Consider the following 15,710-nt stretch of genomic DNA (forward strand, 5'->3'; position numbering starts at 1 on the left):
CTCTAGAAGATGATTTATTAAGAGATACAGATTTCGATACACAAGAAGAATTAAAAGAAGAATTATTACAATATTTATATTATTATAATCATGAAAGACCACATCAAGGAATTGACGGAAAAAAACCAATCGAAATGATTAATCCGTTACCGAAATAAGTAACCTTTACATTTCGACGAAGGAGAAATCTCCACAAAGAGCTCTATAAAGTGAATCGCTAATTTTTGTCGAGTTTCTTACGGAGATTTCTCCTTCGTCGAAAAGACAATTTTGTCAAGAAACTTTGCAAATCTAGCGGTTAAATTCTCTGTCAATTGATTTCAAGAAAACATGAATCAATTATTCAAAGAATCATTCAAATCAAATCGCCTCAAACAATTTTCCTGGCAAAGGGCGAATCACGCCTTTAAGTTCCATATTCAGTAACAATCCTGAGATTTTGTAAATCGGGAAATTACATTTTAAAGCGATAGTATCCATTAAATCCTTTCCGGTTTTTAATAAATAATCATGAATTTTCTGTTCATCGGGTTCTAATTCTACAAACAATTGCTTCTGTACCGATTTAGACGTGTTTTCGACGTCCCAGTTCAAAATATAAATCAAATCGGCAGCATTAGTCAGCACGTTTGCTTTTTGTGTCTTAATTAAGTTATTACAGCCTTGGCTAAATTTATCAGTTGTTCTGCCTGGAACTGCAAAAACATCCCGATTATAATCATTAGCCATATTAGCCGTAATGAGTGATCCTCCTTTATCTGCAGATTCAATTACAATTGTAGCTTCACTAATACCAGCAACGATACGGTTTCGGCGTACAAAATTTTCTTTGTCAGGATTAGAAGAACTCCAGAATTCGGTCATAAAACCACCGTTCTGTTCTACTCTGGCAACGTATTTTTTATGAGTTTTAGGATATATTTGGTTTAATCCATGTGCAACAACGCCTATGGTCTGAAGATTATGATCCATTGCCAATTGATGTGCAAAAATATCAACACCATATGCAAAACCACTTACAATAACAGGATCCAAAGGGGCTAAATCTTCGATCAATTTTTTGCAAAATTCCATCCCGTACGACGTGATTTGTCGCGTTCCTACGATACTTATGATTTTTTTATTCGTCAAATCAATGTTTCCGGAGCTAAATAACAAAACAGGAGAATCAATACAATGTTTCAAACGATCAGGATAGTTTTTTTCCTGAAAAAAAGTTATATTAATCTCATTTGCACGAATAAAATCAAGTTCTTTTTGCGCTTTTTCAAAAATTGACTTTTCTTGAATATTCTTCAATAAAACAGATCCAACTCCATCAATAGAAGCAAGTTGCGAAGACTTAGTTTTAAAAATTGATTCGGCAGTACCACAATGCAACAATAGCTTCTTTGCCATTATATCTCCCACTCCATCAACACTTTGTAAGGCTAATAAATAAAATAAATCCTGTTCAGACATTTGTCTATAAAATTTGGTTACACAAATAAAACAAATCCCCTATTTGTTATTTACAAAGATGATAATTTTACGTAAATTCTTGCCAAAAAAAATAAACTTTAAAAAAATCGTAAAATATAAAAAATTAGTCATTTTTATAAATATATAGATTTCAATTGTTTACATAAAGTTTTGAATTGTTAATAAAAATTGTGAATAAAATTTTGATAACTATTTACGTTGTCTAACTTTGTTACTATGAAAATCGAAACTTACATCGCGCAGTTATTGTATCGTTATCAGTGTGTAACGGTTCCTGGGTTTGGAGCTTTTTTAACCGAAATTCAATCGGCTCAACTTAATGAAGGCACAAATTCTTTTTTTCCACCGAAAAAATTAATCTCTTTCAATTCACTTATCAAAAACAACGACGGCTTGTTGGCAAATCATATTGCTCAAACCGAAAAAACATCGTATAAATTTGCTGTGAGTTCACTTCATTATGAAGTTTTAAGCTGGAAAAAAGAATTAGAAGATAACGGTTTTCTTTCTATTAAAAACGTTGGAGAAATTAGAGTCAATGCAGATAAAAACCTTGTGTTTACTCCTAATGATCAGAACAATTATTTAGCTTCTTCATTTGGTTTAAGCCCATTCGTTTCTCCTATGGTAAAAAGAGAAGTTTTTGAAAAACAAATCGAAGCTTTAGAACTAGAAACGGCTGATGAAAATGAAGCAATTGGATTATCTGGTTACAGAAATTCTTATTTAAAATATGCTGCAATTTTTATACTTGCGTTAGGTGTTACTGGTAGTATTGGTTACCCAATGTATCAAAACCAAATTGCAAACGAAACTGTTCTTGTAGAAACTGCTGTACAAAAACAAGTTCAGAATAAAATTCAAGAAGCTACATTCTTTATAAAAAACCCAATGCCGGCGGTAACTCTTTCTGTAAAAGAAGATAAATTACCAATGCCTTATCATATTATGGCAGGTGCTTTTAGAAGTGAAAAAAATGCTCAAAAAGCATATAATCAATTGAAAAAAGCTGGGTATGATGCTAAAATAATTCCTGCTAACAGACATGGTCTTTTCCCTGTTTTGTATGGTAGTTATGCTACAATGCGTGAAGCAGAAAAAGCTCAAAAAGAAATCCAAAATACTATAAATCCAGATGCTTGGATTTTAATAGAAACGCTTTAATCATATAAGGAACAATCCTTTAAGATTAAAAGACAAACTATATACTTTAAAACACCATTTCTTGATAAAAGAAAATGGTGTTTTTTTTTACAACAATAAAAGTCAAAAAAAACAACAATATAGGTTTTTTACTACATTTTGGAATGGTGTTTGCTAATGATTTTAGAACATTAAAATTTTAATACCATGAGAATTGCACAAAAACTAGGCATCATTATTTGCCTTTTTATTACAACACAATCTTTTTACGCACAACAAATTGCAACCAGTCTTACTCAGGAAATGCTCTTGAAAAAAGAGAAAGATGACGCGAAGAAAACATTAGAAAATCAGAAAGAATTACAAAAAAGACAAGATCAATTAAAAGAAGATCAAAAAAAAGCCGAGAAGCGTCAGAAAAAAATAGAAGACGCTCAGAATAAAATTGAAAAAACTAAAAAAGAAATTAAGAAAACGGAAGACAAAAATCTGAAAATTCAGAATGAAATTAATGCTAACAAACTACCTGAAAACAAGATTCAGCAAAAAATGATAAAGTCTAAAGAACAGGAACTTGAGATATTAAAACTACAATCTAAGCTTACAGAACAGCAACAAAATCTAACTAAAATTTTAGATTCTAAATAGCTCAAAAAACAACATAAAAAAGAAAACCCTATTCAGCCGAATAGGGTTTTTATGTTTTTAAGAAAAATTAAAAAGTTAATTCAAACTGGCTTTATACATACGTAGTTCATCCCAGGTAAATTTCTCTCCGTGCTTCTCTTTCAATCCGTTAAGAGATTCTTCCTGATAAAACTGAAAAGCTTCTTTTAATGCAGCAATTTTATCTGCTGGTAAAACATCATTAACTGAAATTACTTTAGTTTGAATCAATTTTACCAAATGAGATTCAATGGTTTGTGTTGTCAGTTTACGAATATTAGCAATATCTTTTATAGACATTTTTTCCTGCCACAACTCATACGTTTCTTCAACAGTAGATTTTTTAACCGTTTTTTCTTTCGGTTTTTTAGACGAATAACGTTCCACAGGTTCATCGTCATCCAATAAATCTCCATTTTTACTTTTAAAATTATCTCGAATTGTCGTCGTTTTCTTCGACTTGTAACTTTTGATCTCTGGCGACGTTAATTTCTCTTTAGAGATAGGATCTCCGGCAACAACCGTTTCTATCAATAATCGAGCTTTCATTAGGCGTAAAACGGCTTTAGTTTGCAGCTCTTCTAACAAAACTAATTCATCGTAAAAAGCCTTAGCTTTTTTTACACGCTGAATTTCTTCCATTTTGTATAAAAGTTCATAAACCAATTCGTCCATTGGTTTCATGAAGTAGCCGTAAGCAGCTTCAATTCGTTCAGAAACATGAATTAAATCAACCGTTTCATTATTAAAAATTCTATTAAGCTGAACAATGAATTTTATAGCTGGATCTACGAGCGATTCTATAATCAAAGTTTGCTTTTTAGCCCATAACGCATGCTTTGCTTTTTCTGAACTTTCAGACTTATCGTTGTAGCTGTATTGATGATTACGCCATTCTTGTGCCAAATTAGCCCAATCGAAACTGTTAGCCAAATACTTATGGATAAAATTCTTGGTCTCAAAGTGCAATGAGTTCTTCAATAATTCTTCTGAAGCTTTGTTCAAAGCATAATCCATTACATCCTGATCGTTAGAAATACCATTCATACGCAACGGAGAAAGCAAAATAAGCCCATTTAAAGAACGTAAACGTGATAATGCTACATATGCTTGTCCAGGAAGAAAAACTTGCGATACATCGAGCGCAGCTTTGTCAAAAGTTAAACCTTGGCTTTTATGCACCGTAATTGCCCAGGCAAGCTTGATAGGATATTGTACAAAAGTTCCTAAAACCTCCTCCTCTATTTCCTGGGTCATTTCATCGACTTTGTATCGAATATTCTGCCATTCGTATTTCTCAACTTCGATGGTTTTATTCTCTTCAGGAAAATGAACCATGATTTCCTGGCTCGAAAGCGATTTAATCACACCCATTTTTCCGTTAAAATAATTTTTATCAAAAGACATATCATTCTTCACAAACATGATCTGAGCACCAACCTTAAGCTGAAGATTTGGATCAAGCGGATATATTTTTTCAGGAAAATCTCCTACGATATCAGGAAAATAATTATTCATTTTTCCTTTTAAATCATTGATTGCCTGATTATTAATTGTATCAGCCTTAGCATTATGCGTTGTAAGGGTAATGTACCCTGGGTTATTTTTTAAGTCAAAATCAGGTTGAACATACTGGTTTAAACTCTGAATATCTTGTGGTGTAATTTGATTATTTCGCAGATTATTTAATACCGAAATAAACGAATCATCGGTTTGACGGAAAATTTTAGATAATTCAATATACAAAGGCGGATTTTGCTGAATTACATGCGAATGAAAAAAGAATTTTCCGCGGTAATATGTTCTCAAAGTTCGCCATTCTTCATCACGAATTACTGGGGGCAATTGCAATAAATCACCAATAAATAATACCTGAACACCACCAAAAGGTTGGCTGTTTTTACGAACCGTTTGCATCATAAAATCCATAGCATCAAGCAAATCCGCACGCAACATACTGACTTCATCAATAACTAAAAGCTCCATGTTGCGGATAACCGAACGCTTAACATTATTCATTTTAAAATGCCTGCGCAAAGTAGCTTTCGTTTCAAACTTGGTAGTTTCCGAGAATTGTGGTGAAGAATTATCCGGAATAAACCCTGCAAATGGCAACTGAAACATCGAATGTATCGTAACACCACCAGCGTTAAGCGCAGCAATTCCCGTAGGTGCCACAACTACAGTGTTTTTGTGTGTTGTTTCGATAATTTCACGCAACAATGTGGTTTTACCAGTTCCGGCTTTTCCTGTAAGAAAAATGGAACGTTGTGTTTGGTTAATAAACTGTAGCGTGTATGAAGCTGCTTCGGAAATATTTTGCATTAGGCTTGTATTTTAGAAAAGAAAAAACTCGAAATTCTGATAAGAAATTCTTTTTGCAAAAGTAGAAGAACATATCGAGTTAAAAACCTAATTGTAGATATTTTATAATAAAAAAAGCCTATATCATTTCGGATATAGGCTTCAAAAATAGTTTCTTTATTTGTATTATTTTTTAGCTGTCGTTGTATCTTTTGCTTTAGCATCAGTTTTAGTATCTAGCTTTGTTCCAGCTTTGTAATTGTCATTCAAAGCTTTAACGATATCTTTTGTAATATCATATTTGTCTTCAGCATATAAAATTGATGCTGCATCACCTGTACCGTAAATGTAAGAGTACCCTTTTTCTTTACCGTAATTTTTGATGAATTTTTTAACTCCAGTAACCAAAGAATCCATTTCGGCACCGCTTTCTTGTTGTAATTGTTGAGCAAGTGCTTGTTGCGCATACCCCAATTGTTGTTCTCTTTTTTGTAACTCAGCACCTCTTTGTTGTGCCCATGCTTGACCATTGGCTTGAGCCTGGCTTTGAAAATTAGCAGCATCTTGTTTAAAACGAGTAATCTCGGCTTGAAGCTGTCTCCCTTTTTCCTCTGCTTGTGCTTTGTATTTAGCTTCAAGGTCTTTTGCTTCTGTGTACTCTTTCATTAAAACTGAAGTGTCAACGTAAGCTGTTTTTACTTCTTTAACTTCTGCTGTTTTGTTACAAGCAACAACTGAAATTGAAAGTGCGATAATTACTAATGCTTTTTTCATTTTGTTAATTTCTATTTTTTTTAAAGTATGAAAGACAAAAATATAAAAAAATCAATAGCACCGACATAAAGTTTAAAAAATGCACGATTTTTCTAGTATCAATTTTTGTTATCAAACCCCTGTTTTATATAATTTACTGCTATTAATATTAGATTTAATAGCTGCTTTTTAAGGCGCTTTCTCAAAAGAGGAATACAAACGCTCGTTTATCACCAAAAGCGTGTCTTAAAGCAGCTAAAAACGCTTTTTACTTGTTTTTTAGGACGTAAATGTGCGATGAATATTCTAAAGTTCGTTTTGCTTTCCAATTTGACTTTAAACCAATAAAAAATGCAGATAGATAATTCATTTTTCCAGTTTTGTATTTTTCCGAAAGTAAGCTCACATAAAACGAATCAAATTTCATTGGGAGGATTTTTTCCAGGCGCATATCTACTTTTTCAAAAAGGGACTGAATCGCTTTTTTTGAGAAATGCCAAAAATGAATTGGCACATCATAAGCTGCCCAAAAAGTTTTATAATGATTTGCATCGAAAGATTTAAAATTTGGAACTGCTACAATTAACGTTCCAGTTGGTTTTAATAATCGCTTCAATTCCTGAATTTGTAATTCTAAATTTGGGACGTGTTCCAAAACATGCCACATCGTAATTACGTCAAAAGAATTATTCTCGAGGTCAGCAATTTTTTCTACAAAAGAAATCCCTTTTTTTATTGCGATAGATTTTGCTCTGTCGCTCGGTTCAACTCCAACAGTTTCCCAACCGTTATCTTTTGCCGTTAATAAAAAATCTCCTGTTCCGGCTCCGATATCCAAAATTCTTCCTTTTTGTGGATTTTCAGAATTAATTAAATTCAGCTTATTTTTTAAAGCTATATTTTTCACAATGTGATATGCTTTTTCAAATAACGAACGTTTGTTATCTGTGTGCGAAATATAATCTTCGCTTTCATAATATTTCCCCAGATTATTTTCATCGGGTTGTGGAGATGTGATTAACATGTCCAAAGTTTCATCATAATACAATTCAAAAGTTTCTTTAGAAACTGAGTGATCCTTTACAGTAAGAAAATGTTTTTTGTTTAAAACGTCCATTTTATAATTATTGGTATTTTGGTTTAATTTTACGCCAAACCCAAAAAACTGAAAATTTCGTTTTTTGGGTTTCTTGTTCTTAATATTTTATTTTTCTCTTTTACGATTCCAATTTATTTTTACAGCCGATATTTTTTCGTTTTCAATTCTTGTTTCTGTACAAATAGTAAATCCATTTTTCACATAAAACAACAATGGCGATTTATACGGCGCTGCATTCTTTTTAATTTCATTTTCGTGGTCTATAACCCAACCATTCAAATTATTCTTATTCTTTTTTAATTCTTCTATTAACAACGAACCTTTTCCTGTTCCCTGAATTTGACTGCAGATAATAATTGCAAACCAATCTTCATCATCTCGCAAAAAAGCAAACGCCCAGCCTTTGATTCTATTCTCATCATCAATTAAAAAATGATGTTTTGCATCTGACAAGCTATTTAAATACAAATCAAAATCATGAATTGTTTCATGATTTAAATTCTTTGGATATTCATTGTTCCAAAGTTGCAATAAGCTTTCTTTCTGTTCTAATGATAAAACTTCTTCGTGAACAATCTTCATAATCTAAAAAATTAAAAACTTAATACATTCAATAAAATCAAGACTTCACAAAGTAGTTTCACGTGGAACAGTTTAATTTTAGATTTCTGATATCATATTTTAGATTGAAGAGCAAAGTCTAGAACTAAAAGAAATACTCATCAAATTCAATGCTTCGCAAAGGAGTTTCACGTGGAACACACAATTTTAAATTTTCTGATATTAGATTACAAAACTAACTCTTAAGCCAAAAATTCACAAGCCTTATTCTATCCTATTCTAATTTCAGAAAACAATTCAGAAAATCAGCTATCAACAATATCTCTGTTCAAATGCTAATCAAGAAAAACTCAAAACAAATATGATACGAAGATATCAATTCAGATCTAAAAATGCATCCATTTGTAAAGTTTCAATCACTTAAAATTTCAAGAATATTCAAAACAAATATTCTCTATTTAAACTTTAGAAACAATTCTAAAAACCCTTTCATAATGCATCTTCCATTATATTTCTTTAAGACAATTCGAAAAGCTAACATTCGGCAAATGTATAAAATCAGATTAAAGAAATCATTTTTAATTTAAAACATAAATTATTCATCAAATCTAAGAATAAACACAATATTGTTCATTTCGACGAAGGAGACCCGAGCGATAGCGAACAGACCTAGTAAATCTCAGTAAGTAACTCTTCAGCGGGAATCCAATCTTTGTCGAGCTTCTCGAGGAGATTTCTCCTTCGTCGAAAAGACAAACCTTTGCGCTTTTGCTCCCGACGCTTCAGGATTGCGTGAGATACATACCGTACAGTATTGCAGCTGTATTTCGTAACTTAATGACATTGCCCGAGCGATAACGAACAGACGTAGTAAATCTTCGCGAGTAACTCTAAAAAGCTAGGACTCTCGTTGCGGAGTTACTTCTGGAGATTTACTACGTCTGTTCGCTATCGCTCGAGTCTCCTTCGTCAAATGAAAAATATTGTGCATAATTAAAGTTTATAAAAAACTTGTGCCTTTACGATAAATTTATCCGATACAGTATTATAGATTTTCCTTAACTTAATGACATTACTATTCGGGACTGAAAAACAAAATTTCGAAACAAAAATTGCTCGAAACTATTAATTCATATTAAAAACTCGTTCAAAATTCAAAAACTCAATACTAACCAAATTAAAGAATACACAAAGTAGTTTCGTGTTTGAATAAATTTCAGATTAAAATTAAGTAGAATTACACCGCAATTCATATTACTTTTTAAACAATTTCATAAAAACAATTCAAAAAACAAACAATTGCAACAATGTATCAATTCAGATTGAACAATACATTTTTGATTTAAATTTTCAATATTTCATCAAAATTACGAATTCACAAACCCACTACTCGCCTACTTTAATTTCTAATTAAAGAATACAATCAATAATATTGAAATCAAATTCAGTTATAAAGACAATAATAATCAAAACGGATTCTCATCTACTCAAATTAAAATTCCGAACTGGCGTATCATATTACATTGTTCTTTTAATTAATCTTTTTCACTAAATTCTAACGTTTTTGAAATAAAGGAAGAAAACTTTAAATTTTAGATTAATTAGTAAATCTAAAAAACTCAACAAAACCAATATTTAACGAAGTAGTTTCACGTGGAACATTTTATTTTAGATTAACGGTTTTGGATTTCAGATTGCAGTAACAAAACATTTATAAAACTCAAACCAAAAGGTTAAAGATAGATTACAGAACTATGCCTTGAACTAAAAAGGATATGGATCAAATACAACAATCAACAAATTATTTCATATTGTATTAATTTCAGAATAATCCATAAACAGAAAAACCCCAACAAAGTCGGGGTTTAACAAAGTAGTTTCACGTGGAACATATTATTTTTAGATTCTAGCTTTTATAAATTTAAGCGCTACAATCTGAAGTCTGCAATTATTATCTTCCCATGTAAATAAGCAAAACCGAAATATCACTAGGTGAAACTCCGCTTACTCTTGATGCTTGAGAAATTGTAACAGGACGAATTTTACTTAGTTTCTGCTTCGCCTCTATCGACATTGATTTGATTTTATTATAATCGAAATTCTCAGGAATTTTCACTTCTTCTAATCTCGTAAGCTTATCAGCATTATTTCTTTCTTTCTCGATATAACCTGAATACTTAACCTGAATTTCGGCTTGTTCCAGAATCTCCTGATCTAAGTCGTTTTCATTAATATATTCTTTAACCTTATCAAATTTCAAAATATCCTCTAATTCTATTTGCGGACGAGAGAAAACTTTAAACATTTTATCTCCTTGAGAAATCAAAGCCGTTCCTTTAGATTCTAAAATAGGATTTGCTTCTGCAACAGAAACACTCGTTTCTTTGAAGAAAGCAACCATTTTCTCAGACTCATTCAGTTTATGCTCCATTCTGCGTAAACGTTTCTCTGAAGCTAAACCTATTTCGTACGACATTGGAGTTAATCTAAAATCGGCATTATCCTGACGCAACAATGTCCTATACTCTGCGCGAGAAGTAAACATACGATATGGTTCTTCTGTTCCTTTCGTAATAAGGTCATCAATTAAAACACCAATATACGCTTCGTCGCGTTTTAAAATTAATGGAGCTTTTTCATGCACTTTTAAATGCGCATTTATTCCTGCCATCAATCCTTGTGAAGCTGCTTCTTCATATCCTGTTGTTCCGTTAATCTGTCCAGCAAAATACAAACCTTCGACTAATTTAGTTTCAAGCGTATGTTTTAACTGTGTTGGCGGAAAGTAATCGTACTCGATTGCGTAACCAGGACGGAAGAACTTCACGTTCTCAAAACCTACAACTGTACGCAACGCTTTAAACTGAATATCCTCTGGCAAAGAAGTAGAAAATCCGTTTACATAAACCTCACAAGTATTCCAGCCTTCAGGCTCTACAAATAATTGGTGACGTTCTTTATCAGCAAAACGATTAATCTTATCTTCGATAGATGGACAATATCTCGGACCAATACTTTTTATTCTTCCGTTAAACATTGGCGAACGATCAAAACCAGATCTCAAAATATCATGCACATCCAAGGATGTGTATGTCATATGGCAAGACCTTTGGTGAACCAAAGGCGAAGTGACATCAGAGTATGAAAACTTATCTGGTTTTGCATCTCCCTTTTCTTCGTTCATTTTAGAATAATCCAAAGAACGCCCATCAACTCGTGGAGGCGTTCCCGTTTTCATTCTTCCTGATTCAAAACCTGCTTGAACCAAATCTTCGGTGATTCCGTATGCAGCACTTTCGCCTGCTCTACCTCCACCAAACTGTTTGTCTCCGATATGAATCAAACCGTTCAGGAAAGTTCCGTTTGTCAAGACAACCGATTTAGAACGAATTTCAACTCCAAGAGAAGTTCTGATTCCTTTTATCTTTCCGTTTTCGATTATCAGACCTTTCACCATTTCTTGGTAGAAATCAAGATTTGGAGTTCCCTCCAACATCATTCTCCATTCTTCAGCAAAACGCATTCGATCACTCTGAACTCTTGGCGACCACATTGCTGGTCCTTTTGACTTGTTCAACATCTTGAATTGAATTGCCGTGCGATCGGAAACAATTCCCGAGTATCCGCCAAGCGCATCAATCTCACGTACAATTTGTCCTTTTGCAATTCCTCCCATCGCTGGGTTACATGACATCTGTGCGATGTTTTGCAAACTCATTGTTACAAGCAAAGTTTTAGACCCAAGATTCGCGGCCGCTGCCGCGGCCTCTGAGCCGGCATGTCCTGCGCCGACTACAATAACATCGTATTCTTCTAAAAACATTTTTTGATATGGATTTTTTCTGAATGCTTCGCATTCGAAACAACTCAGAAACAAATTAAAATTATTCATGTTCCACGTGGAACACACAAAGTAAAAATTTAAATTACATGTTCCACGTGGAACATGTAATCAAAAAAAGAGTTTTATAATTATAGTTCCACGTGGAACATTGCAATTTTCTCTTCTTCTTTAGAGCGCATTAAAGCAGCTTCACTCTCTGACTTATCCTTGTATCCACAGTAATGCAAGATACCATGAGCCAATACTCGCTTCAACTCATTCTCAAACGGAACATTAAAATCTAGAGCATTGTCACGAACTCGTTCTACAGAAACAAAAATATCTCCGTTTAGTTCGTTACCTACAGTATAATCAAAACTAATAATATCTGTAAGTGTGTCGTGGTTTAGATACTCTACATTTATCTTATGAAGATATTCATCGTCGCAAAATATATAACTTATCTCTCCTTCTTTTTTATTCTCTGAAAGAATCACAGCCGATAGCCATTCTTCAAACGCTTCTTCATTATTTAAAACGAAGTCTGTTTCGTAATTAAAATTGATCATTTTGTATTAAAGTATTCTTGAACCTTTTGATTAAAATTCGAGCGCAAAGGTAATGATTGTCTATTTAAAATCTCTATGCTATTTAAATAATCTGATAAGGGCGTTGGCAACGCATTCGATTGATTATTAAATTCTTTCCTATTTGTTTCGGATTGTCGCTTGTTCTCTTCACCTTGCTCCTGAACAGCATTATTTAGCTTTAATAATTCTTGTTGGATATTTAAAATACGCTGCATGTTTTCGTTCTTAAATCCTTTATTGAGGAGTTGCTTTTCTAGTTGCTTCATTTGTTCTAATGTCTTTTGACCATTTGGTCCTAGACCTTGTTTCTCTAATTCGTTTTGTAAAGCTTCTCTAAGACGAACTTGTTCTTTATAGATTTCCATTATCTCTTGAGCATTACCTTCGCCATCATCTCCATTGTCTCCAGATGTACCTTTCCCACCTGACTTAGGATCCTTGCCATCTTTACCATCTTTTCCTTTACCAGGCTCCTGCCCTTTCTCCATTCCTTCTTTCATTTTCTTTCCTAAACCTTCTTGCTTCTTCATGATATCTGGCAACTGCATTCCTTCTCCTTGACCCGGTTTAGGTTTTCCTGAACTAGGACTAGACATTGACATTTGCATATTGCTTAATAAATCACTCAGGAAATCTGCCAGTTTATTAGCTGATGAAACTGCGTATTGCTGGTGAGAAACTCCTTTAGGAATCTGAACATCGGTTAACGTTTCAAGAGCTTTGTCCATATTGTATTGTACGTTTCCAATTTCTTTAGTAACATCTTCTGCTACTTTTGGGTTACGTAAAGACAATGCAAACAAGCTATCATCGATATGCTTAAACTGTAACTTTAAATTTTGCTGTATCTTTATGTTCTTGTTAAATACAGATGATCCTAACTTAAGCGATTTAAATTGTAACATAACTGCTTCTTCTGATAATGAAAAAGCAAGAAGGTTATCAAGAATCTGACGCAACATTTTTACATCCTCTTCTAGTTGTTCCTGCTCCGAACCCTCCATTCCTTCTTTCATTTTCTCAGCCATCTCTTTCATTTTCTTGGCTGCATTTTTTTGTTTTGGTTTTGCTCCTGCGCTATTATTTTTCTTTAATTCTTCAGCTGCTTTCTTTAAATCATTATCAATATCTTTCTCTTTACTTGCGTCAGCTGGAATTTCCATAGGTGCTTTTAAAGATTTGTTTTCTTCTTTTAAATCCTTTAAATCTTCCTGAACCTTGTCAAATTCTTTATTGATTTCATCTTGTTTATCGGCAGTGTTTTCTTTTTCTTTATTAGAAAGTTGCTCTTGCTTATCGGCAAGTTTATCTAATTTATCTTTTAGTTGTTCTGCTTTTTTAGACACATAAAACCTCTTGGTAAGCTCTACCAATTGTTCTAGATTTCTAGATTGATTTTTAGAAACTTGTTTAAATTTATCTATCTTATCAAACAATTCATCACTCTTAATTTTATCATTTAGGTCTTTAAGTTCATCCAAAAGTTTTTGGTTTTTCTCTAAATCCTTATCAGCTTTATCTAAACGTTTTTGCAAATCGTCAATGGTTTGGTCTTTCTTTTCAGTCTTGAATTTATCTAGATTTTGCTTCATCTTCTCAGCAAATTCTTTCATCATCTGGTCTTGTTGTTTCTGACGTTTGACAAAATCGTTTACTTTTTGTTGGTCTTTAAATTCTAAATTATCCTTTTCTTTTCCTAGATTTTGAAGTTTTTCTAATTCAGAAATTTGCTTATCCTGACTTTTTAATGATTTAGATAAAGCATTAATATTACTATTTTGCATCTCTAAATCTTGTTCATGCAATTCATCTGTAGTAGCAACTCTATCTGAGAATACTAATGACTTTGCACTCTTGAAATTATGTGGTGCATCGTTATCAAAAACTTCAAAATAATATTCATAAGATACTCCTTGCTCTACAGGAAGATTACTCGGGAATGAGAAAACAAACTGATCGAATACATTGTTCTTAACTGCAATTGTTCCACGTTTGGCAGTGTTAGGTTTGTTACGCTCGTAGTATACAATTTGCAATTTTGACAAACCATAATCATCAGACAATTGTCCTAACATATAGTCTTTGCCTAGCTTTAAACTATCCGGAGCAACGCTCACATTAATAGTTGGGAACTGATCTTTGATAACTGAGAGCTGATAATTAAGCTTTTCGTAGTTTTTAACCTTGTTATTTGATGTAAGAATTTGATATTCTGTGTTTTGAGTTACATTTTTTGATAAAACAAAGCTATCATCTGCTTTAGTAAAAGGAATAGATGTAGTACCTTCTTTCCAATCTACGCTTTGAGTAGATTTAGTATTCATTTTCCAAGTTACTCGAGTACCTTCTGGCAAAATAGCATTACCAGTTCCGCTAATGGTTTCACTTTTCTTATTAAGATAAGATGGAAAATTTAACTGCATTTCGAAGTTTGCAATAGATGGAACTGTGATAACTTTTAATTCATATGATGGAGAAGTAACAAGATTACCTTCTACATAAAACTCAACATTAGTATTTGGTTTCTCAAACTTAAATTCAAATACTCCAGGTTTGGTCGATTCCATAAAATAACTTTCGTTTCCTATATGAATCATAACATTCTCAGGAATCACTTTACCTTCTGATTGTACCTGAAGAATAAAATCTTTGTTCTGTTCTGTTTGTAAATTAGAATTTAGAACAACAAATTTAAAAGGGGCTGGAGGCAAGAAAGCAGCATTAAAGTGCACTACTCTATTTAAACTTTGAGAAAGAATACTACTGTTTCCAGAAATATAAAAAACCAAAAAGAACAATATTGGTATTAAAGCTAATGGTAAATATTTCTTATTTGAATTAAAATTAATAGCATTACTAAACGGAATTGGTTGCAACGAATTAGCTTTTTGTTCTATTGAAGCCAACATTAATTCAGACTTTTCGATATCATTATCTGTAGCCGAAAGTTGCAAGAAGTTAGTCAGTTTATCATTTACTTCAGTAAAATGATTTCCTATAATTGCCGAAGCTTGGTTATAGTCAATCCCTTTTTGAAGTTTGAATAATTTAAAAAGCGGAAACATAATAAAACGAAACAGTAAAAAAACTTCCACGCATACAAAAGCACAGAACAAAAGTGTTCTTCCTACTGGCTTTAACCAAAGAAAATATTCGATGAAAATCGTAAATAAAAAATACAACAATCCAAAACCAGTGAAAAGAAGTAAACCTCTAATCAACTCATTGGTATAATATTTCTTGATAAAAGCTTCTAACTTTTGATATATAAATGGAACTGTTTTCACAA

Annotated in this window: 10 protein-coding genes; 2 read left to right on the forward strand and 8 right to left on the reverse strand. The window is 32.6% G+C overall.

Annotated elements, in window-relative coordinates; genetic code table 11:
* Positions 1–360: 360 nt before the first annotated feature.
* A complete protein-coding gene (gene dprA / locus OA93_RS11060; RefSeq protein WP_039113272.1) occupies positions 361–1,461 on the reverse strand; it encodes a DNA-processing protein DprA in 1,101 nt (366 codons plus the stop codon).
* A gap of 237 nt (positions 1,462–1,698) precedes the next feature.
* Between dprA and OA93_RS11065 the strand changes: the two genes are divergently transcribed.
* Positions 1,699–2,646 carry an SPOR domain-containing protein gene (locus tag OA93_RS11065; RefSeq protein WP_039113274.1) on the forward strand — a complete coding sequence of 316 codons (948 nt, stop codon included), beginning with the start codon at positions 1,699–1,701 and terminating at the stop codon, positions 2,644–2,646.
* A gap of 186 nt (positions 2,647–2,832) precedes the next feature.
* Positions 2,833–3,273 (forward strand): hypothetical protein, encoded by a 441-nt coding sequence (locus OA93_RS11070; RefSeq protein WP_039113275.1) that lies wholly within the window; start codon positions 2,833–2,835, stop codon positions 3,271–3,273.
* Between the two features lie 75 nt (positions 3,274–3,348).
* Here OA93_RS11070 and OA93_RS11075 read toward each other — a convergent pair whose 3' ends face one another.
* From OA93_RS11075 to OA93_RS11105, 7 genes are all read right to left on the reverse strand, one after another.
* Positions 3,349–5,616, reverse strand: a complete 2,268-nt coding sequence (locus tag OA93_RS11075; protein ID WP_039113277.1) for a helix-turn-helix domain-containing protein — start codon at positions 5,614–5,616, stop codon at positions 3,349–3,351.
* Positions 5,617–5,781: 165 nt separating this feature from the next.
* Positions 5,782–6,369, reverse strand: a complete 588-nt coding sequence (locus tag OA93_RS11080) for an OmpH family outer membrane protein (RefSeq protein WP_039113278.1) — start codon at positions 6,367–6,369, stop codon at positions 5,782–5,784.
* A 247-nt stretch (positions 6,370–6,616) separates the two neighbouring features.
* The gene (locus tag OA93_RS11085; RefSeq protein WP_039113279.1) at positions 6,617–7,465 is read right to left on the reverse strand and encodes a class I SAM-dependent methyltransferase; all 849 of its coding nucleotides are present in this window, start codon (positions 7,463–7,465) and stop codon (positions 6,617–6,619) included.
* A gap of 87 nt (positions 7,466–7,552) precedes the next feature.
* Positions 7,553–8,029, reverse strand: a complete 477-nt coding sequence (locus OA93_RS11090; protein ID WP_039113280.1) for a GNAT family N-acetyltransferase — start codon at positions 8,027–8,029, stop codon at positions 7,553–7,555.
* Positions 8,030–9,959: 1,930 nt separating this feature from the next.
* Positions 9,960–11,831 carry a tRNA uridine-5-carboxymethylaminomethyl(34) synthesis enzyme MnmG gene (gene mnmG / locus OA93_RS11095; protein ID WP_039113423.1) on the reverse strand — a complete coding sequence of 624 codons (1,872 nt, stop codon included), beginning with the start codon at positions 11,829–11,831 and terminating at the stop codon, positions 9,960–9,962.
* Between the two features lie 149 nt (positions 11,832–11,980).
* A complete protein-coding gene (gene ybeY / locus OA93_RS11100; protein WP_039113281.1) occupies positions 11,981–12,400 on the reverse strand; it encodes an rRNA maturation RNase YbeY in 420 nt (139 codons plus the stop codon).
* A complete protein-coding gene (locus OA93_RS11105) occupies positions 12,397–15,708 on the reverse strand; it encodes a glutamyl-tRNA synthetase (protein WP_039113282.1) in 3,312 nt (1,103 codons plus the stop codon). The genes ybeY and OA93_RS11105 overlap by 4 nt, the downstream gene beginning before the upstream one ends.
* Positions 15,709–15,710 lie beyond the last annotated feature (2 nt).

Origin of the sequence: Flavobacterium sp. KMS, assembly GCF_000813005.1 — a bacterium.
Taxonomy (GTDB): Bacteria; Bacteroidota; Bacteroidia; order Flavobacteriales; family Flavobacteriaceae; genus Flavobacterium.